This window comes from Cetobacterium sp. (assembly GCF_051653945.1).
In the GTDB taxonomy this organism is placed as follows: Bacteria; Fusobacteriota; Fusobacteriia; order Fusobacteriales; family Fusobacteriaceae; genus Cetobacterium_A.
This window is the reverse complement of the sequence record NZ_JBOFXD010000088.1, coordinates 13,449-34,146: the sequence shown is the minus strand read 5'-3', so window position 1 is coordinate 34,146 and position 20,698 is coordinate 13,449. Positions and strand designations below refer to the sequence as shown.

The following is a 20,698-nucleotide window of genomic DNA, read 5'->3' as shown; positions in this document are numbered from 1 at the left end:
TGTTCAATTAATTGTTTAACAAGTGGATTTACTTCTGAATTTTTTTCTAGCCATAAAAAAACCTCCTCAGTTATTAATTTAATTATACAAATTAATAGCCAAGAAGGTAAAATATATATATTCAATTTTTACTAAATTTGGGAAACTCCCTATTTATTTTGATTATTATTTTTATTAAAGAAGAAAGGTGCAATAATCATTGCAATACTTCCTAAGATTAAACTAAATCCTTGTAATGATTTATCAATTATTAAAAGATAAGCTCCAATGACTATAATTAGTAAAGCTAATGTAAACCCAAAATTTAGACCTCTACCTTTTTGAGCTATTTCTTTTTTAATAACTTCGTTTTCTAATTGATGACGATGTTGTTGTTCCTTTTCAGCCATAGATAAAATTCTTTCAGCTGATCCTGGAATAATTTCTTCATATTTTACTAATAAATCAGGATGTGGTAACGGTCCTTGGTATGCTTCTTGATGAACTAATTTTACTTCTTGGCCATTATCATTTTTTCCACTTGCTTGTACACTCTTCTGATGTTTCGTACTCACTTATTCCCCTCCTTATACTGTTTCCAACATTTGCCCAGTCTTTACTTAAAGAAGCTGAATCTTTTGCATAAGGTTTATAAGAATATGAAGTGTGTGGAGCACTTACATTAGAAAAAGAACCAGCAATATAACTCATTCCAGTTAGAAACAAAGAAATTGTATTTTTCATAATAGCAGACCTCCTCAACTTTTTATAAGATATTCACACAAAAATAAGAAATTCCTTGTTTGATACTTAATATTTTACAATCTTTTTTGTGAAAAAGCAAAATAATTATGTTGAAATTAAATAATTTTTAAAAACGTACTATGTTTTCATAGTACAAAACGCCATAGAGTGAGAGAGTAAATATTCGGAGGAATTTTATGGCAAGAAATAGAGAGCCTACCAAAGAGAATGCAAAAAAAACTTTATGAGGAAGGTTAAGGGATGAACGGGAACAAGAACATATTCAAAGAAGTTTAGAGAGTATAGACTTTCTAAATTGGATTCAGAAAAAGAGTATGAACTTAGGAACGAGCTTATCTCCTATAGCTTTAGATGAAAGTTTAAAGGGATATCAAAGATTAGCTAACATAGTTAAGACAACTATAACAGCTCAAGCAGAACTTTTAGGAATATCTGGAGTTGAAGAACTTATAAACGGATATGACAGAAGTATAATCCATGCCTTTAGACAAGAAGAACTTCAAATGGAAGCTGATTTAAAAAGAGAACGTAATCAGATTGAAAGGGAAAAATATAATGGTGGTTATGTATCAAAGGCTTCATTAGAGGAAAAAGATCTAATTAAAGAAGTTGGAAAAGGGTATAGGAAATTTATTAAAAGTAAAAAGCTATATAACTATTTAAAAGGTGCAAGAGGAAGTAAGAAATCTAAAGCTGTAGCTCTTAGATATATTTATAACTTATTGAATAATCCAACAGCTAACCTATTAGTAGTAAGACAAGTAGATAGAACTAATAGAACATCAACATTCACAGATTTAAAATGGGCAGCTAGAAAATTAGGTGTATACGGGCAATTTAAATTCAATGTATCACCATTAGAAATAACAGTAGTAGGAACTGGCCAGAAAATATATTAAGGATTAAAATTTTAATTTAATCAGTATGGAATATAAATTGAAGGTTGTAGAAGTTTGAGTAAACGATTAAAATGGCAGCAGCCAAAGTATTATCTGAAAATATATCTCCCCATTCGCTAAAAACTTGATTTATTGCTGAATGTACTTCATATCTTTTTAGAAGGTTGGCAGCAGTTCTATTAAGCGGTAAATATCCTATTTCGTCAATGATTAGTAATTGATATTTCACGTAATGTTTTAATCGAGCTTCTAAACGATTTTTATTGTAAGTTTTTTTTAGATTTTAAATTAAATCATGACATGGAATAAAATATACTAATATTTTTTTAGCTGCTGCCATATCTAAGGCAATAGTTTTACAATTACATACTAATCGTCTAGCTAATTCTGACTTATTAATCACTATTTTCACTTCCTTTCTCAAAAAATTAATTTCATTTAAAGTATATCTTTCCTCATGACTCCTCCTAGCTGCATTTTAAGATAGGAATATTTTATCATTGAGTCATAAAAAAATACCCAAATTGTCCATTTTTATTTGGAGTAATCTAATTTTTAGCTAAATATATTATATGGAAATTAAGAATAATTTATTGATAAATATTTTCTTTATGGGTATCAGGTAAAATTTAAATTGTACTAAAAAATAGTACTGTTTTCTGAATATTTACTCTTGAAGAAATTTTAAAAAAAATAAAAAAAATTTCTAATATAAAATAACAGGAATAAATGATAAGATATGATTCAAATGTCTAATTAGAAAGAGATTATAGTTTATAGAAGAACGGATGTAAAAGTGATTTAAAATAAAAAATTAAGTAAGAGAGGGATTTTATGAAAAAAAAGATTTTAGTAACAACCATTTTACTATCAATGATGATAGGGGGCTGTGCACCTTCTTCAACAGCAGTTTTAAGAGAAACACAAAATAATGAAATAGCTATGCTTCAAGAAGTAAAAAGACAGATACTTTTAAGACCTGCGAATACTCCAAAAGAGATGCTTACTAAGAAAGCAGATTTAAAAATGGTAGATGATCAGATTGCATCAGCTATGAAAGTACAACAAAATGCTCAAAATATTCAAAATCAAAAGACTAATAATACAATAAAATCAGTTGTAACAGGTGTAGGAGCAGTAGGAGCAGCTGCATGGGGAATACACGAACTAACTAACTAAATAATAAAATAAGGAGATATAAAAAAATGATAGATTCATTAATGAAAAATACTGGTAAGGTAGCGAAATATTTAATAGGTGCAGGATTTATAGGAGCGTTATTGTTAATAGGAGCATTGAGAGGATGTTCAACAGATAACTCTACAAATAAACACGATGCTACAAATACAAAAACAATAGTAGACGGTTCAATAGAACTTCAAAAAATGGAGAATGAAAAACAAGAAAGAATGGCAGAAAATGCAGCTATTGAGAGAAGTGCAGACGCATCAGCGGCAGTTAAAATAAATTCATCAGATAACGAGACGGCGGTTGAACTGAAGAAGACGCTAGATGTAACATCTATTGAAACAAAAAAATTAGAAATGCAAGATAAAGCAATTCTAGATGTAAATAAATCAGAAGAGATGAAAATGCAACTAGAGATGAAAAAATTGGAATTAATCGAAGCTCAAAAGTTAAAAAATGAGTTTGAAATAGAAAAGTTAAAATTAGATAACGAGGCTCTTTTAAAAGAAAAACAGGCATCAGCGGCAGCAGCAAAAGCTAATGCGGCAGCAGCAAAAGTAAAAGCAGCGGCAGCAGAAAAAGCCAGAAAAGAAAAAGAAGAAATTGATATATTAAAGTCAATAGCAAATTAAGGGAGAAAATAGAAAATGAAAAAACTTTTATTAATAATGGTGCTTACAGGAAGTATTGCAATGGCTAATAATAAGTGTTTAGTTAAAGATTATCCAGATTTAATCAAAGAGGTAAAAGAGGCTAAAAAATTAAAAAGTGATAAGAGTCCAATGGCGCAGATGAAATATAAAAAAATGGTAGTACAAATTATAAAGTCTGTAGCTCATATAAAAGAAATTCACTATATAGACCTAGATAAGAAGCAACAATCAGAAATAATTGAAATTTCTAATACATTTGCAAGATAATTTAATAGAAAATGGGTTTTGTCTATAGTTAGTCAAAACCTATTTTATTTTATAAATAAAATAAAGCAAGATAAGAAGGAGAAAAAATGGCATTATTCAATAAATTAAAAACAGTAGGGAAAACATTAGGAAAAACTGCTGGAGGAATAGCAGATAGTATTTCTAATAATATGGCAGAGGCTAATTCTTTAGCTGTAGAAAAAGTAAAAATTTCAAAGTTAGAAAGTGAAAAAAAAGGATTAGAGAATGAAATAAATTTAGCATATATGCAAATAGGAAAAAAATTTGTAGAAATGGCTATTGAAACAAATGAGGTACAAGATATAGGGGTAATGGATGTATTACAAATGTTAGATCCAAAATTAAGTAGAAAAAAAGAAATAGAAAAAGAAATTATAGAAATAGAGAAAAAAATTAAGGATCAACAAATAATTCAGGAAAAATCAAAAATAATTCAAGAGTATGAAGTAGAAAAAGAAAAACTTGAAAAAGCTTTTAATATGGAGATTATGACTAAAAATGAGTATGAAGAGAAATTAAATTTGATTTCTAGAAAAATAGATAACTTTGAAGAGATTAGAAGAATTGAAAAACAATATGAACTAGGGATTATTTCTTTAATGGAAAAAGAGAAAAAAATAAAAGAGATAATGAAATAAAAATTTAATGGAGGAAAATATGAAAAAAATAATTATAATATTACTTATGTCTATAGTTTTCTTTTCATGCGGGGATTCACAAGAGGTTCAAATGGTAAAAAATGGAACTTTAAATAGTTATCCTAATAAAACTTTAGGACAAGCTATTGAAGGCTTTGTGGGTAATCCTAAATGGGAAAGTATAGTAGCCGAGGATGGACATAAGTATGTTAACGTAATTGGAATTATAAGATATTATGAGAAAGACACTAAAATGGCATTACAGTATAAGATAAATGGAGATAGTTTTGAATTAAATGCATTAGAATTTAATGACATTCCACAAAATTTATTTATCTATGGAGCATTGGTAGAAAAAATGTATGAGAAAAATTAAGAAATTTTATAGAAATTATTTCTATAAATTTAATGTTGTTAATTAAAATGGGAGCTAGCCAGGTATCAAATCAAATTTTGATAATATTTTTCTACAGAAAGCGTTGGTGAAGTCCACTATTCACAATTCATTAAAGCTTAAAAATATTAACAGTTTGGTAAGGGTCTAGGAAAAAATAATAAGAACCTCTGGGGGGAGAGAGGCTCTTATCTTTGGGGGATTAAATTATTTACTATTTCTAACACTTTTATATTATTTAGACTATAGATTTTATAAAAAAGTTTTAAAATTTATATTTTTTAAATTTAGCGTGAATTTTTATTTCGAAATATTCTTTATTTCCAACTTTTTTTCTCAAAAAAAGTATATTGTTTTTTTTAAGTTTTTAGATTAATATATTTAATATTGCTTAATTAATTGATACTGATAAAAAAAGTTGGATTTAGTTTAACTATATCGCATGTGTATTTTTCATTTTTAAATATACTTAATTTAAGTGATTTATAATTTCAATATTAAGCGTTAAAGAGAGTAAGTTGGATTTAGTTTGACTATATCGCATGTATACTCTCTTTTTTTATTTTAGATATTTAATCATTAATTTTTTTTACCAAACTCTTAAAATCTAAAACCATACATATAAATACTTAAAATAAAGACTATATAGAAAATAATTATGTAAAATTAGTACTAAAATTAAAAGTCGTATTTTTTAGAACAAAAGTCTATAAAAATGACTTTCTAATTTTAAGTTTAAGGGGTATCTTCAAAATTTACCTAATTAATATATAGGTAGTTAAAAAATGTAATGTGAAGTGATATAATAGGGTAATAAAGCCCTTGAAAGCATTGTATTACAAAAGGATTGTATTATTAAAATAGTTAGAAAAAGAGGTGGATTATGAGGATTTTTATGTCAATTTTGGTAAATATATTAATAGTTTTGTATTTTTTAAAAACTTCAGGAGCAGGGTATAATCTGTTAGAGCTAATAAATGGAATAATTTTTACTTTTAGTTTTGGATTTGGAGTTCCAGTAGTTATAAGTGGAGTTTTAGCAGTTATGATTTTATTAACTCCAGGGATTGTAGTATACTTTTTATGGAACTATTTAAAGAAAATTTCTAAATAAAAACTACACTATTTTTATATAAAAAAATATTGAAAAAATCTGTAAATTATGTAATAATACTATATATAGTGAAAATAAAAGTAGAACTGCACAAGATGTTGTGTTTGGGAGGCGTAGGATGATAAAGGTATTTGGAAAAGAAGATTGTAGTAAATGTGAGACTTTAAAGAAAATTTTAGATGATAAAGGTCTTGAATATGAGTATACTCAGGATTTAAAAACGCTTATGATCGTAGCAAGTAAGGCTAGAATTATGAGTGCACCTGTTGTTGAAAAAGATGGAAAATACTATTCTATGGAAAGCTTCTTAGAGGTTCTATAAATGAGACAGGTTATAAATAGAGCTGGAATAAGAGAAAATTTAGATATAACAAAAATAAGAGAGAAACTTTTAAGAGCTTGTGATAACTTAGAAGTTAATATGGTTGAGTTAGAAAGTCATATAGAATCGATATATGCAGAGAATATAACAACAAAAAAAATTCAAGAATCTCTAATAAATCAAGCTGTTTCTATGACAAGTTTTGAAGAGAGTGACTGGACATATGTTGCAGGAAGACTTTTAATGATGGAAACAGAAAGAGAGGTTTTCCACAAAAGAGGATTCTCTTATGGTGAGTTTTATAAAAGTATAAAAACTTTAGTAGAGATTGGAATTTATGATAATAGACTTTTAGATTATACTCAAGAAGAGATTGAAGAGTTAGAAAAAGTTATGGATGTCTCTAGAGATATGATGTACGACTATGCTGGAGCAAATATGTTTGTAAATAGATATTTGCTAAAGTATGATGGAAAGATTTACGAGTTACCTCAAGAGGTATTTATGTGTATAGCTATGCTTTTAGCTATAAATGAAAAAGATAAAGTTTCTGTGGCAAAAAGATTTTATGAAGCATTGTCACTTAAAAAAATCTCTCTAGCTACTCCAATTTTAGCTAATTTAAGAGTACCAAATGGAAATCTATCATCATGCTTTATAACAGCTATGGATGATAATATAGAATCTATTTTCTACAACGTGGATACAGTTGCAAAAATTAGTAAAAATGGTGGTGGAGTAGGATTAAATATCTCTAGAATAAGAGCGAAGAACTCGATGGTAAATGGATACTATAATGCTAGTGGAGGAGTAGTTCCTTGGGTAAAAATTGTAAATGATACAGCGGTAGCTGTAAATCAACAGGGAAGAAGAGCTGGAGCGGTAACGGTGGCCTTAGATTCATGGCACTTAGATATTGAAACATTTTTAGAACTTCAAACAGAAAATGGAGATCAAAGAGGAAAGGCATATGATATCTATCCTCAAGTTGTTCTTTCAGATCTCTTTATGAAAAGAGTGGAAGAGGATTTACCGTGGACTTTAGTTGACCCTTATGAAGTTAGAAAAAAATATGGTGTTGAACTATGTGAAGTTTATGGAGAGAAATTTGAAGAGTTATATTTAACTATAGAAAAGGATGAAAACTTACAGTTAAGAAAAGTTATAAAGGCTAGAGAGTTATTTAAAGAGATTATGAAAGTTCAAATAGAAACTGGAATGCCATATATTTTCTTTAAGGATAGAGCAAACCTAATGAATCACAATAGCCATGTTGGAATGATAGGAAATGGAAATCTATGTATGGAAAGTTTTTCTAACTTCTCACCAAGTGTAAACTTTAAAGAGGAAACTGTTGGAGAAAGTGGAGTTAGAACAACAAAATTAGGGGAAGTTCATACTTGTAACTTAGTTTCTATGAACTTAGCTGAGTTAGAAAGAGATGAGTTAGAAAATATTGTGGATATATCTGTTAGAATCCTTGATAATACAATTGATTTAACAAGAACTCCTATAAAAGAGTCAGATAAGCATAACTTAGCTTATAGAACAATCGGTGTTGGAGCTATGGGACTTGCAGACTATTTAGCAAAAGAGTTTATGATATATGATGAGTCATTAGAAGAGATAGATGAACTATTCCAAGAGATAGCTATGTACAGTATAAAATCTTCGGCTCTTTTAGCAAAAGAGAGAGGAAGTTATCCAATGTTTAAAGGTTCTTTATGGGACCAAGGAATATTTTTCCAAAAAAATAAAGATTGGTATATGGACAACTCAAAGTTTGGAAAAGAGTGGGAAGAGGTATTTAATTTAGTTGAGATGTATGGATTAAGAAATGGTGAGTTAACAGCAGTTGCACCAAACACATCAACATCTTTACTTATGGGATCGACAGCATCTGTAAACCCTACATTCTCTAGATTCTATATAGAGAAGAATCAAAAGGGAGCTGTTCCAAGAGTTGTTAAACATCTGAAAGATAGAGCTTGGTTCTATCCAGAGTTTAAAAATGTAAATCCTCAAACATATGTAAAAATAATGAGTAGAATAGGAAAATGGATAACTCAGGGAGTTTCTATGGAGCTTATTTTTGATTTAAATAAAGATATTAAAGCTAAAGATATATATGATACTTTCATGACAGCATGGAAAGAGGGATGTAAATCAGTTTATTATATAAGAACAATTCAAAAAAATACAAATATAATAAATGAAAAAGAGGAGTGTGAAAGCTGCAGTGGATAGAAAAAAACTTTTTAATCCTCTAGGAGATGATTCTTTATCAGAAAGAAAAGTGATAAAGGGAGATAGTACAAATATATTTAATTTAAATAATGTTAAATATCAATGGGCAAATCATCTTTATAGAACAATGATGGGAAACTTTTGGATTCCAGAAAAAATAGATTTAACTCAAGATAAAAACGATTATAAAAATTTAACTGATGAGGAGAAGGAAGCTTATGATGGAATACTTTCATTTCTAATATTTTTAGATAGTATTCAAACAAATAATATTCCAAATGTTTCAGATTATATAACTGCTCCAGAGATAAATTTGATTCTATCAATACAGACTTTCCAAGAAGCTATTCACTCTCAATCATACCAGTATATAATTGAATCTATTCTACCAAAGGAGATTAGAAATTCAATATATGATAAATGGAGAGAGGATAAAGTTCTATTTGAAAGAAATAGTTATATAGCAAAAATCTATCAAAGTTTTTTAGAAAATCCAAGTGATGAAAACTTTGCAAGAGTTATAATAGCTGACTATCTTTTAGAGGCTATATATTTCTACAATGGATTTAACTTCTTCTACCTTTTAGCAAGTAGAAATAGAATGATGGGAACTTCTGATATAATAAAACTTATCAATAGAGATGAGCTGTCACATGTGGTTATTTTCCAACAGTTAATTAGAGAGATTAGAAATGAAAATAAAGGTTTCTTTAATGATGACCTAATATATGATATGTTTAAGAAAGCTGTAGAGCAAGAGATCAGTTGGACAAATCATATAATAGGAAATGGAATATTAGGTATAACAGAGGACACAACAGAGAGATATACAAAGTGGTTAGCCAACGAAAGATTGAAAGCTATAGGATTAAATCCAATCTATGAAGGATATGAAAAAAATCCTTATAGACATTTAGAAAAATTTGCTGATACAGAGGGAGAAGGAAACGTAAAAGCTAACTTCTTCGAAGGAACAGTTACTAGTTACAATATGAGTTCATCTGTAGAGGGATGGGACGAATTTTAAAAGTAATATAAATAAAAATGGTAGAAAATTATGTTTTCTACCATTTTTTTTATTTCTTATTTTTTAGTTAAAATTAATCTTTTATTTTAATACAGGCCAGTATCCTTTATTAGCTTCAATTAAATCATCTAAAATAGCTTTTGCAACAGATGCACTTGGAACTGTTTTAGACATAGTAAGAGCTTGCCATAACTTTTGATAAGACCCTTCTATCCAAGCTTCAACAGTTAGTTTCTCAACAGAAACTTGCTGTTCCATAAGTCCTTTTTGGAATTGTGGAATTGCTCCAACAACTAATGGTTCAGGTCCAGCATTTCCAACAATACAAGGGATTTCAACCATAGCAGTAGGATCAAAGTTAACTATAGCTCCATTGTTTTCAACGATTAAAAGCATTTTCTCTTTTGTGTTAAAAGCGATAGCTCTAGCAAGGTCAACTATGTAAGAAGCATGCTCATCTATATGAAGCTCTGTATTATTTGAAGTTTTATTTTTTACAATCTTATCACATTCACCAAAAACAAACTTCTCTCTTCCATCCATAACTTCATTAGCCCTTGTATACTCTTTATTTGAATGTTCAACAACATAATCAGGGAACAGATAGTATTTTAAATATGTATTAGGTAAAGTTGTAGGATCTACAGCAAATACATCTTTTGCTTTGGCAAATGTATCACACCAGCTAGCATCTGTGTGCTGGCTATCACCTTTTTTCTCCACATATCCATATTTAGCTACATGCTCTTTTAAGGCAGGCATTAAATCATTTCCAGCTTTATCTTTTATAGATTTCCACCAACCAAAGTGGTTTAATCCGTAGTACATAATATCCATATCTTTTCTAGAATCTAAACCTAAAATCTCAGCCATTCTAACTTCAATTCCAATAGGCATATCACAGATATTTAAAACTTTAGAGTTTGGCTTTAATCTTCTAGTAGCCTCAGCAACAATAGCAGCAGGGTTAGAATAATTTAGCATCCATGCATTAGGAGAGTATTTTTCCATATAATCAATTAACTCAATAACTCCTCCAATTGATCTCATACCATAAGCAACTCCTCCAGGACCACAAGTTTCTTGTCCAACTACTCCATGTTTTAATGGTATTTTTTCATCTAACTCTCTCATTGGATATTTTCCAACTCTAATATGAGCCATAACAAAATCTATATCAGTGAAAGCTTCTTCTGGTTTTGTACTGTAGCTAAACTCTATTTCAGGAGCTCTTTCTTTTAAAAGAATAGCACAAGCATCTCCTATTTTAGCTTGTCTTTTGGCATCATTATCATACATTTTAATCTGTCTAATTGGGAATTTCTCAAGATTGTCCAACAGCATTAAAATTATTCCAGGAGTAAATGTACTTCCTCCACCAGCAATTAAAATCGAAAACTTTTTCATAATAAATCCTCCTATGCGTTAATTAAATTTTTTTCTGAATCTATATTTTCTAAATCTTTATTCATTAAATCTTCGAAGCAGTCCCTAACTTGTGGAACTGATAGTCCTACAATAATCTGAAGAGCATTACCTTTTCTAACGACACCATGAGCTCCAGCTCCTTTAAATACAGAGTCGCCTTTAACTAAAGTTTCATCAAAAACAGTAACTCTAAGCCGAGTGGCACAGTTATTAACAGTTTCAATATTTTGAGCTCCCCCTAGACCTTGTAAGAAAGTGTAAGCTTGGTCAAAATAGGCATTTTCAACAACAACGTTTCCATTTTTTGCATCTTTTTTATTTTTAAAGTCCTCTTTAGTATAAAGTTTTACCTCTTCATCTTCATCCTCTCTACCTGGAGTTTTTAATTTGAATTTTTCAATACAGTATTTAAAAACAAAATAGTATATCGGTATGAAAGCCATTCCTACACCGATTTGTGCAATCATAACACCAGTGTGATTTTTGAAAAGTGGTATCCAGTTAATAGCAGCAATCTCTATAAGTCCAGATCCCATATTTCCAACAACTCCAAAAGCATACATAACTGCAGCCATAGAAGCAGCTAAAACCGCATGGATAGCAAATAGAAATGGTGCAATAAATAGGAATGTAAATTCTAAAGGTTCAGTAATTCCCACTAAAACTGCAGTAAGAGCAGCTGGAATTAAAAGTCCAGAAACAATTTTTTTCTTTTCAGGTCGAGCAGTTTTATAGATAGCTAGTGCTATACCAATTGCTCCAAATATTTTACTATTGCCATGTAGTGCAAATCCACCTTGTGGGAAAAGCTCTTTTAAAGGCAAAGTTGAGTTAGCAAAGTTAGAAAGATTTTGTGCCCAGAAAACTTGGATTCCATTATCAACAACTGCAGGTCCAAAGATGAAAGGACCATAAACAAAGTGATGAAGTCCAGTAGGAATTAGAATTCTTTCAAGTAAAGTGTATAACCAAACTCCAAAAGTTCCAGAAGAAATCATTAATGTTTGTAAAGATGAGATACCCATCTGTACTTTAGGCCATACCAAACATGTTACATATGCAGCTGGAATCATAGCTAAGAAAGCGATCATTCCAACAAGTGCACTTCCTTGAAATATTCCTAAAAAGTCAGGAAGTTTTGTATCAAAGAATCTGTTATGTATATAGATAGTAAGTCCTGATATTGCAATTGCTCCAACAATACTTGTGTCTAAAGTTTTAATTCCAGCTATTGTAGTTAATCCACTAACTCCTCCAATATTTTGAGTAAAATCTACTCCAAAACTTGGCCCCCAAAAAGTTAAAATGGCATTAATAAAATAGTTGAAAGTTAAATATGTAACTAATACAGATAAACATGCACGGGGATGAGCTTTTTTTGCTAACCCTATTGGAAGTCCAACTGCAAATATAAGTGGAAGTTGTCTAAATACAGTCCATCCTCCCTCTTCAATAATATAAACAAGTTTGTAGAATAACCCATCTGGATTCGCCAAAGAACCTACGAAATCTGGATTTTTTAAAATAATTGTAAGAGCTACTGTCAGTCCTGCAAAAGGAAAAAGTAGTACTGGTGCAAAAAGTGCTCCACCAAGTCTTTGAAAGAATTTTAACATCTTGTTACCTCCCAATTTTTTTCTAGGATCCTCTGTTATTCGAAGTATACAATAGAAAAAGTTCTAAATCAATACTTTGAATCTTAAAAACACACATTACTGTGAACGTAACATGTTACGTCAAAAAAATAAAAATATAGAAATTGTTTTGTAAATATAGAAAATTTAGATATAATGTAAAAAAATAAGAGGATAAGGGAGAGGAAAAAACTGTGAAGATAACAATAAAAGAGATTGCAGAGGATGCAGGGGTTTCTGTATCTACAGTTTCAAGAGTAATATCTAATAATCCCAAGATAAGTGAAGCTACAAAATCAAGAGTGAGAGAGGCTATTGAAAGATTAAATTATAAACCAAATATAATGGCAAGGGGATTAGTTAAAAGAAAAACAGGAATTCTAGGTGTTATAATGCCAAAGGAAACAACAACACTTTTTACAAGTCCGTTCTTTATAGAGGTTATGCAAGGAATTAGTTTAAAAGGAAAAGAGAGAGATTACTATATCATGTATGACTTTTGTAAAAATGAGAAAGAGGAGTATGAAGGAACAAAAAAGTTAGTTGAAAGTGGATTAGTAGATGGAATATGTCTTATGTCAACACGTAAAAATGATAAAAGTATTCAATATTTAAAAGAAACAAATTTTCCTTTTGTTATAATTGGTGAACCTGAGGAAAAAGATGGTGTTTTATGGGTAGATAATAATAATTTAAAGGCAACATATGATATGGTAAAAAAAATTGTTCATAAAAATTCTGAAAAAATAATTTTTGTAGGTGGAGATAGAAATTTAACAGTTACAATAAATAGAGTTGCTGGATTTGAAAAAGCATGCAAAGAACTGAAATTAGATTATTCTACATATCTAGGAAAAGATTTTTCTAGAGGAGAGGGATATAGATTAGCAGAGAAAATATTTTCAGAACAAAAATGTGAGAACTTTGTAATTTCAGACGACAATCTTTTAAAGGGGTTTTTAGAATATTTAGAAAAAAATAGTATAGAGAATGTAAATATAGGAAGTTTTAATAAAGCAAATATAAAAGAGAGCTGGAAAGATAAAATTTTTCTTCTTGATATAAAACCTGAAAAATTAGGAATGGAAGCAGTGGATCTTTTAGTGAATTGCATTCAAGATAAGTTAGAGAGTTGTAATAAAATAGTAGATATAGAGTTAAATTAAAAGTTGTAAAAAAGGTTGTAGTAACTTTTTTACAACTTTTTTGTATTATATATAGACAAATTTGAAATTAGATGCTACAATACACAAAAAAGAGCAAACGTTTGCACAAAATACAAAAAGTTTACCATTCTAAAGATATATTAAGGAGAGATTAAAATGTGGTGGAAAGAGTTAGTGGGATATCAGATTTATCCGAGAAGTTTTAAAGATTCCAATGGAGATGGAGTAGGAGACTTAAAAGGAATAATAGAGAAATTAGATTATTTAAAAGATTTAGGGATAGATCTTATTTGGGTTTCCCCATTTTTTAAAAGTCCAAATGATGATAATGGTTATGATATAAGTGACTATAGAGATATTTTAGAGGAGTTTGGAACTATGGAGGATTTTGACAATCTTTTATCAGAAACTCATAAAAGAGGAATGAAACTAATAATAGATCTTGTAATAAACCATACAAGTGATGAACATCCATGGTTTGTTGAAGCAAGAGAGTCAAAAGATAGTCCTAAGAGAGATTGGTACATCTGGAGAGAGGGAAAAGATAATGAAGAACCAAATAACTGGGAAAGTATTTTCAAAGGATCAGCTTGGGAAAAGTGTGAAAAAACAGATGAATACTATTTACATCTTTTTTCTAAAAAACAACCTGATTTAAATTGGGAAAATGAAGAGATGAGAAAAGAGATTTATAATATGATGAACTGGTGGTTAGATAAAGGAATTGATGGATTTAGAGTTGATGCTATAAGTCATATTAAAAAAGTTGATGGATTCCCTGATATGCCAAATCCTGATGGAAAAAAATATGTAGATTCTTTTGACATGCATATGAATATAGATGGAATTCAAAAATATCTAAAAGAATTAAAAGAGGAAACTTTTGCAAAATATGATATAGTAACTGTTGGAGAAGCCAACGGGGTAGATGCTAAAAACGCTGATGAATGGGTTGGGAGTGAAAATGGAAAATTCAATATGATATTTCAATTTGAACATCTAAAGTTATGGGATTATGAAGGAGATACTGAGTTTTGTCCAAAAGCCTATAAAGATGTTTTAAATAAATGGCAAGTAGCTCTAGAAAACAGAGGGTGGAATGCACTTTTCATTGAAAATCATGACATTCCAAGAAGTACATCAACATGGGGTAATGATGGGGAGTACTGGTTAGAATCAGCAAAATCTTTTGCAACAACATATTTTTTACAAAAAGGAACTCCATTCATCTATCAAGGACAAGAGATTGGAATGACAAATACAGTTTTTAACTCTCTTTCAGAGTTTCAAGATGTAAAAAGTGTGAATGAGGGAAAAGAAAAATTAGAAGCAGGGATGTGTGAAAAAAAAGTTTTAGAGATTTTATCCAACACATCTAGAGATAATGCTAGAACTCCTATGCAGTGGAATGATAGTTTAAATGCTGGATTTACAACAGGAAACCCGTGGTTAAAAGTAAATAGTAACTACAAAAATATAAATGTGCAAAGTCAAATTAAAGATGAAAATTCAATATATAATCACTACAAAAAATTGATATCTTTAAAGAAAAACAGTAAAACTTTAACTCACGGAGAGTTTAAATTAGTTTTAGAAGATGATAAACATATATTTGCTTATTTGAGAGAACTGGATAATGAAAGATATCTTATTTTATCAAACCTAAGTGAAAATGAAAAAAAATTAAATCTGTCAGAATTTAATATAAAAAATGAGGATATAGTGCTATCAAATTATAAAATTATAGAAAAAGATTTAAAGGAGTTTGTAGTTAGACCGTTTGAAAGTGTAGTATATAAAATTTAATATATATAGGGGAGAAATTAAAATGAAAAAGAAAAGTTTAATATCATTTGATTTTTGGCAAAAATTAGGAAAAGCTTTAATTGTTGTAATAGCAGTGATGCCTGCAGCAGGACTTATGGTTTCTATTGGTAAACTTCTTGGAACAAGTGGATTATCTATGATTGGAAGAATTATAGAGGATATGGGATGGGGAGTAATTGTAAATTTAAATATACTTTTTGCAGCAGCAATTGGTGGTTCGTGGGCAAAAGAAAAAGCTGGTGGAGCTTTTGCAGGAGTGATAGCTTTTATATTGACAAATAGAATAACGGGGGCTATATTTGGAATAAATGGAGCGATGTTAAATAATTCTGAAGCGGTTATTACATCACTAACAGGACAAGAACTATTAGTAAAAAATTATTTTACAATGGTTATGGGAGCTCCAGCTTTAAATATGGGAGTTTTCGTAGGAATACTTTCGGGATTCTTAGGAGCAGTACTGTTTAATAAATATCAAACTTTTGATAAACTACCAAAGTCTTTAGCATTCTTTAATGGAAAAAGATTTGTACCATTTGTAGTAATATTTGGATCATTTGTTATGGCTACTGTTTTATCTTTAATCTGGCCTTTTGTTCAGTGGGGACTGAATAGCTTTGGTGAATGGATTGCAACTTCTAGAAATACAGCACCAGTAATAGCACCATTTATATATGGAGCTTTAGAGAGGTTGTTATTGCCATTTGGATTACATCATATGTTGACAATTCCTATGAATTATACAGAACTAGGTGGAACATACCAAGTTTTAACAGGAACTGCAGTGGGAAGTACAATTGCAGGACAAGATCCAATCTGGTTAGCTTGGATAACTGATTTAAATAACTTAAAAGCAGCAGGAGATATGACGGGATATAAAAATCTTTTAGATACAGTTGTTCCAGCTAGATTTAAGGCTGGTCAAGTGATATTATCAACAGCTTCTCTTTTAGGAATTGGGCTAGCTATGTTAAATAATGTTGATAGCGATAAAAAAACACAATATAAAACAATATTTATATCGTCGATGCTAGCTGTATTTTTAACAGGAGTAACAGAGCCAATTGAATTTATGTTTATGTTTGTGGCACCAGTTTTATATGTAGCTTATGCAATTTTAACAGGACTTGCTTTTGCTTTAGTGGATATAATCTCTTTAAGAGTTCACTCTTTCGGGTTCTTAGAACTACTTTCTCGTATACCTTTAATGATGAAAGCAGGACTGTATAAGGATTTAATAAACTTTGTAATAGTAAGTGGAGGATTTTTCTTTGCAAACTACTGGCTGTTCAATGTAATTATAAAAAAATATGATTTACCAACTCCTGGAAGAAGAGGAAATTATATTGATGAAGAGGAAGATAGCAGTGATGAAAAAGTAAAAACAACTGGTAAACAAGAGGAGATTCCAGTTAGAATAATTGAGCTTCTTGGTGGAAGTGAAAATATAGTTGATGTAGATGCATGTATGACAAGACTTAGAGTTACTGTAAAAGATGCAGATGTAGTAGGAGATAAAAATATGTGGAAAAAAACTGGCTCTATAGGACTAATAATAAAAGATTGTGGAGTTCAGGCTATATATGGACCTAAAGCAGATATACTAAAATGTAAAATAATTGATATATTAGGGAGATAAATTTTAAATGAAACTATTAACACTAAACTGTCACTCTTGGCAAGAGAAAGATCAATTGGAGAAAATGAAGTATCTGGCTAAGACAATATTTGAGGAGAATTATGAGGTAGTTGCTTTACAAGAGGTAAATCAATTGATAGAAGACAAGATTTTATATGATGATATAAGAGAGGGAAATTTTATAGATATTCTGTGTAAGGAGCTAAAAAAATTAGGGGTTGAGTATAGCTACCGTTGGGATTATCATCATATAGGATACGATGTTTTTCACGAAGGAACTGGGATTCTTTTTAAAGGGGAGTTAAAAGAAAGTTTAGGGGAGTTTATAGGAAAAACTAAAGATACAAACTTTTGGAAAACAAGAAAATTTACAATGATATCTAAATTAGTTGGAGATATCATAATAGATTTTTATAGTTGCCACATGGGATGGTGGAAAGATAGAGATAATCCTTTTGAAGAACAATTAGATGAATTAATAGATTTTGCTAATAAAAGGGGAAACATATACTTTTTAATGGGAGATTTTAATAATGATGCTAATATTAGAGGAGAGGGATATGACTATTTATTGACAAAAGGAGTTAAAGATACATATTTAGAAGCTGTAAAAAAAGATGAGGGGATAACTGTACCAGGTGTTATTGCTGGTTGGGAGGGGAAATGCAGTAATCCTAAAAGAATAGATTTTATTTTTACAAATAGTGAGAGTGAAATAAAATCCAGTGAAGTTATTTTTAATGGAAAGAATAAAGAGATTATATCAGATCACTTTGGGGTAGCTATAGAGATATAAAAATAAAAGGATTGAACTAATGAGTAGTTCAATCCTTTCTCTATTTACTTTTTTATTTAGCTGAAGGCTTAACTTTTTTTAAGAAATTATAGAAAACGAATACTATGATTCCTGTTGTAATATAAAGTTGAATACCAGCAATATTTCTAACAACGTTAGAGTATTCTAGTAGATTTATACTAGCTAAGTAAGCACTCATTCTAAAAGAAGCTACAGTTCCAACTGCCATAGGGAAGGTAGTTCCTGCAAAACCAGGGTGGAAGTTAAAGCTAAAGAATTTAGGAATACTTAAAAGTATTGAAATAAGTGTTACAAAAACAATTCCGTATAAGAAGAATGCAACATATATTTTAGGTTCTTTAACTACATTTAAGTAACCAATAGCACAAAGACTTGATGGTGCTAACAATATGGCTTTTGTATGATAAACCATATCAGGTAAAGGTTTTATAATCAATCTTCTAATCATAAAAGGAATTATTGTGAAAAATACAGTTACCCCATAGATTAAAACCCATTTGGAAATAACAGGTTCATCCATAGCTCCACCTACAACAATAGAAACCATAATTCCGTTATAAGTTACAAACCAACTTGGAACAAAGGTATCGATGTTAAAGTTTTTAATAACATTTCTATAAGTAAAGATACAAATAGCAAAAGCATGAAAAAATATACCGAAAAGCCAAAGATTTTTTCCTAAAAAAGGACTGTATGGAAGTAAAAATGCTCCAATAATCATGGCTAACATAGAGTATGTACCATATAAACTAGCAGGAATAGTGTTGCTATACTCAGCTAGAAAGGCCTCTTTATGTTTAAAAATCTTTATAGTTGCTAAAATAAATACTATAATACCAATAATCATGAAAATGTTTCTAAGGTAAGTAAAATTTAGTAATAAAAAGGCATTGGCAAGAGTGCATGCCCCAACGGTTGTAGCAATAGCCCCAACGGGAAAACGCTCTAACCTATCAATTGTCTCTTTAATCATTATAATCTCCTTGTATTTTATTTTTTATACTCAAACTCAAGTTCAGAATTTATATTGAAGAAATCAGAGTAATCAATTTTAAAAATTGATTTTTTAATTTTTGAGATATCAATATTAAGTCTGATTAACTGTGTTAAAACACCTGTGTATGAAAGATCTCCCTGAATAATAGCTCCATAGATTTTTCCATCTTTATGAGCAATTTTTTTGTAGACACCATCTCTTTCTCTGAGAGAATCAATGATCATTCCCTCTGTTTTTTCATAGATGTGTAAACAACCTAAAGATAAAGTTGGAATATCAAAGAAGTTCATAGTTGATTTAGCAAAGAAAAAATCATCCATAACTCTAGTTTTTCCTGCCATATTTGAAGTGGCAGCAATTCCCTCTTTTACTGCAACCGACCAAATGGTACCATTGCCACTAACATCTCCAGCTCCATACACATCTTTGACATTAGTTTCACCTTTTTCGTTAAAAAGAAGACCAATTTTATTGTACTCTATTGATGTATTTTCTAAAAACTCCACATTGGGTTTTACTCCAGCACAAACAATAACTAAATCTGCTAGAAGCTCAACATCTCTACCCTCATCTAATAAACTTAAAGAGTTAATCAGGTTAGGATTTCTTGGATTTACATTTAGTTTTGTAACTTTTGAATCAAAGAATAGTTTCACACCCTGCTCAACTAATTTTTTTTCGTAAGTTATAGACGCTTCTTTATCAAGTTGTAATGGGAGTAATCTATCAGACATCTCAATTAAAGAGAGATTAGCATGAACATTCTTATTATGAATTAGTCCACAGATTGCATCCATACCAATTAAACCAGCACCAATTACAACAATATTTTTTGCTTTTTTAGAAATCTCTATAATTTTATTGCAGTCATCTAAAGATTTTAACCCCACAACATTTTCTTTGCCATTTATATTCTCAATAGGTGGGAAAAATGGTCTAGATCCAGAGGCGATTAAAACTTTATCATATGAAACAACTTCATTATTATCTAAAGTGATAGTTTTTTCATTTTCATTTAAAGAGATAACCTCTCTTCCTTTGAGCCAGTTAATACTGTTTTTTTCAAAGAAATCTTTATCTACAAAATTGATACCATCAATATCTCTCATTCCTCCAATATAGTGATGAAGGATACATCTAGAGTAGATATCAGTATCTTTAGAGATCAGTGTAATATCTGCATTTTTATCTAAAGCTCTTAAGTTTTCTGCTCCATTAATTCCAGCTGCAGAAGCACCAATTATAACATATTTCATTATTTTACCTCCTCAAGAGTAATTGCAGCCATAGGACATTTAGCAACACATTGCGGTCCATCAGGATCATGACTACACATATCACATTTCATAATCTCTTTTTTAGTTGCTTTATCCTCTTTTAAAGTTCCGTATGGACATGCCATTATGCACATATAACAACTAGCACATCTGTTTTTATCATAAGTGACATATCCCGTTTCAGAATCTTTTCTCATAGCTCCACTCATACAAGTATAAACACATTCAGGAAGATCACAATTTCTACAAAATATTGGAGAAAATTTAAAATCACTGCTTAAAACGACTCTATTCCTAGAGTCAGCAGAATCGTGAGAAACTAAGCAGGCACTAACACAAGTTAAGCAACCGATACATTTACTTCTATCTATTTTTATTCTTTTCAATTTAATCTCTCCT

General features: G+C 29.9%; 21 protein-coding genes and 1 pseudogene. 14 read left to right on the top strand and 8 right to left on the bottom strand.

What is annotated here, in order from left to right; all coding sequences use genetic code 11:
* Positions 1–149: 149 nt before the first annotated feature.
* A complete protein-coding gene (locus ACRC8M_RS09835) occupies positions 150–554 on the bottom strand; it encodes a DUF2335 domain-containing protein (protein ID WP_438528983.1) in 405 nt (134 codons plus the stop codon).
* Positions 508–723, bottom strand: a complete 216-nt coding sequence (locus ACRC8M_RS09830) for a hypothetical protein (protein ID WP_438528982.1) — start codon at positions 721–723, stop codon at positions 508–510. Before ACRC8M_RS09830 ends, ACRC8M_RS09835 begins: the two co-directional genes overlap by 47 nt.
* 335 nt (positions 724–1,058) lie before the next feature.
* Between ACRC8M_RS09830 and ACRC8M_RS09825 the strand changes: the two genes are divergently transcribed.
* Positions 1,059–1,643: a phage terminase large subunit gene (locus ACRC8M_RS09825; protein ID WP_438528981.1), complete on the top strand. Its 585-nt coding sequence runs from the start codon at positions 1,059–1,061 to the stop codon at positions 1,641–1,643.
* Between the two features lie 16 nt (positions 1,644–1,659).
* Here ACRC8M_RS09825 and ACRC8M_RS09820 read toward each other — a convergent pair.
* A pseudogene (locus ACRC8M_RS09820) lies at positions 1,660–1,911 on the bottom strand (ATP-binding protein); the annotation flags it as partial.
* 566 nt (positions 1,912–2,477) lie between these two features.
* Between ACRC8M_RS09820 and ACRC8M_RS09815 the strand changes: the two are divergent.
* From ACRC8M_RS09815 to ACRC8M_RS09775, 9 genes are all read left to right on the top strand, one after another.
* Positions 2,478–2,822: a hypothetical protein gene (locus tag ACRC8M_RS09815; protein ID WP_438528980.1), complete on the top strand. Its 345-nt coding sequence runs from the start codon at positions 2,478–2,480 to the stop codon at positions 2,820–2,822.
* A 26-nt stretch (positions 2,823–2,848) separates the two neighbouring features.
* Positions 2,849–3,463 carry a hypothetical protein gene (locus tag ACRC8M_RS09810; protein WP_438528979.1) on the top strand — a complete coding sequence of 205 codons (615 nt, stop codon included), beginning with the start codon at positions 2,849–2,851 and terminating at the stop codon, positions 3,461–3,463.
* A 15-nt stretch (positions 3,464–3,478) separates the two neighbouring features.
* Positions 3,479–3,751 carry a hypothetical protein gene (locus tag ACRC8M_RS09805; RefSeq protein WP_438528978.1) on the top strand — a complete coding sequence of 91 codons (273 nt, stop codon included), beginning with the start codon at positions 3,479–3,481 and terminating at the stop codon, positions 3,749–3,751.
* Between the two features lie 86 nt (positions 3,752–3,837).
* Complete coding sequence (locus ACRC8M_RS09800) at positions 3,838–4,410, top strand: hypothetical protein (protein WP_438528977.1); 573 nt, start codon at positions 3,838–3,840, stop codon at positions 4,408–4,410.
* 19 nt (positions 4,411–4,429) lie between these two features.
* Positions 4,430–4,786, top strand: a complete 357-nt coding sequence (locus ACRC8M_RS09795) for a hypothetical protein (RefSeq protein WP_438528976.1) — start codon at positions 4,430–4,432, stop codon at positions 4,784–4,786.
* A gap of 913 nt (positions 4,787–5,699) precedes the next feature.
* Complete coding sequence (locus ACRC8M_RS09790) at positions 5,700–5,918, top strand: hypothetical protein (protein WP_438528975.1); 219 nt, start codon at positions 5,700–5,702, stop codon at positions 5,916–5,918.
* A gap of 118 nt (positions 5,919–6,036) precedes the next feature.
* A complete protein-coding gene (locus tag ACRC8M_RS09785; RefSeq protein WP_040407611.1) occupies positions 6,037–6,240 on the top strand; it encodes a glutaredoxin domain-containing protein in 204 nt (67 codons plus the stop codon).
* Positions 6,241–8,487: a ribonucleoside-diphosphate reductase subunit alpha gene (locus ACRC8M_RS09780; RefSeq protein ID WP_438528974.1), complete on the top strand. Its 2,247-nt coding sequence runs from the start codon at positions 6,241–6,243 to the stop codon at positions 8,485–8,487.
* Complete coding sequence (locus tag ACRC8M_RS09775; RefSeq protein ID WP_438528984.1) at positions 8,480–9,514, top strand: ribonucleotide-diphosphate reductase subunit beta; 1,035 nt, start codon at positions 8,480–8,482, stop codon at positions 9,512–9,514. The genes ACRC8M_RS09780 and ACRC8M_RS09775 overlap by 8 nt, the downstream gene beginning before the upstream one ends.
* Positions 9,515–9,595: 81 nt before the next feature.
* Here ACRC8M_RS09775 and ACRC8M_RS09770 read toward each other — a convergent pair whose 3' ends face one another.
* Complete coding sequence (locus ACRC8M_RS09770; RefSeq protein ID WP_438528973.1) at positions 9,596–10,921, bottom strand: 6-phospho-alpha-glucosidase; 1,326 nt, start codon at positions 10,919–10,921, stop codon at positions 9,596–9,598.
* Positions 10,922–10,932: 11 nt separating this feature from the next.
* Positions 10,933–12,558 carry an alpha-glucoside-specific PTS transporter subunit IIBC gene (locus ACRC8M_RS09765; RefSeq protein WP_291942556.1) on the bottom strand — a complete coding sequence of 542 codons (1,626 nt, stop codon included), beginning with the start codon at positions 12,556–12,558 and terminating at the stop codon, positions 10,933–10,935.
* 212 nt (positions 12,559–12,770) lie between these two features.
* Here ACRC8M_RS09765 and ACRC8M_RS09760 point away from each other — a divergent pair, with 212 nt between their 5' ends.
* The 4 genes from ACRC8M_RS09760 (at position 12,771) to ACRC8M_RS09745 (ending at position 18,004) form a co-directional block, all read left to right on the top strand.
* Positions 12,771–13,742: a LacI family DNA-binding transcriptional regulator gene (locus tag ACRC8M_RS09760; RefSeq protein WP_438528972.1), complete on the top strand. Its 972-nt coding sequence runs from the start codon at positions 12,771–12,773 to the stop codon at positions 13,740–13,742.
* A gap of 156 nt (positions 13,743–13,898) precedes the next feature.
* Positions 13,899–15,548, top strand: a complete 1,650-nt coding sequence (locus ACRC8M_RS09755) for a glycoside hydrolase family 13 protein (RefSeq protein ID WP_438528971.1) — start codon at positions 13,899–13,901, stop codon at positions 15,546–15,548.
* 22 nt (positions 15,549–15,570) lie between these two features.
* A complete protein-coding gene (locus ACRC8M_RS09750) occupies positions 15,571–17,208 on the top strand; it encodes a PTS transporter subunit IIBC (RefSeq protein ID WP_438528970.1) in 1,638 nt (545 codons plus the stop codon).
* Positions 17,209–17,215: 7 nt separating this feature from the next.
* The gene (locus tag ACRC8M_RS09745) at positions 17,216–18,004 is read left to right on the top strand and encodes an endonuclease/exonuclease/phosphatase family protein (RefSeq protein WP_438528969.1); all 789 of its coding nucleotides are present in this window, start codon (positions 17,216–17,218) and stop codon (positions 18,002–18,004) included.
* Positions 18,005–18,056: 52 nt separating this feature from the next.
* Here the strand turns inward: ACRC8M_RS09745 and ACRC8M_RS09740 are convergent, their stop codons facing one another.
* Genes ACRC8M_RS09740 through ACRC8M_RS09730 form a run of 3 tightly spaced genes read right to left on the bottom strand, consistent with a single transcriptional unit; the run spans position 18,057 to position 20,685 of the window.
* A complete protein-coding gene (locus tag ACRC8M_RS09740; protein ID WP_438528968.1) occupies positions 18,057–18,998 on the bottom strand; it encodes a TDT family transporter in 942 nt (313 codons plus the stop codon).
* A 17-nt stretch (positions 18,999–19,015) separates the two neighbouring features.
* Positions 19,016–20,278 carry an NAD(P)/FAD-dependent oxidoreductase gene (locus tag ACRC8M_RS09735; protein ID WP_438528967.1) on the bottom strand — a complete coding sequence of 421 codons (1,263 nt, stop codon included), beginning with the start codon at positions 20,276–20,278 and terminating at the stop codon, positions 19,016–19,018.
* Positions 20,278–20,685 (bottom strand): 4Fe-4S dicluster domain-containing protein, encoded by a 408-nt coding sequence (locus ACRC8M_RS09730; protein ID WP_438528965.1) that lies wholly within the window; start codon positions 20,683–20,685, stop codon positions 20,278–20,280. The genes ACRC8M_RS09735 and ACRC8M_RS09730 overlap by 1 nt, the downstream gene beginning before the upstream one ends.
* Positions 20,686–20,698 lie beyond the last annotated feature (13 nt).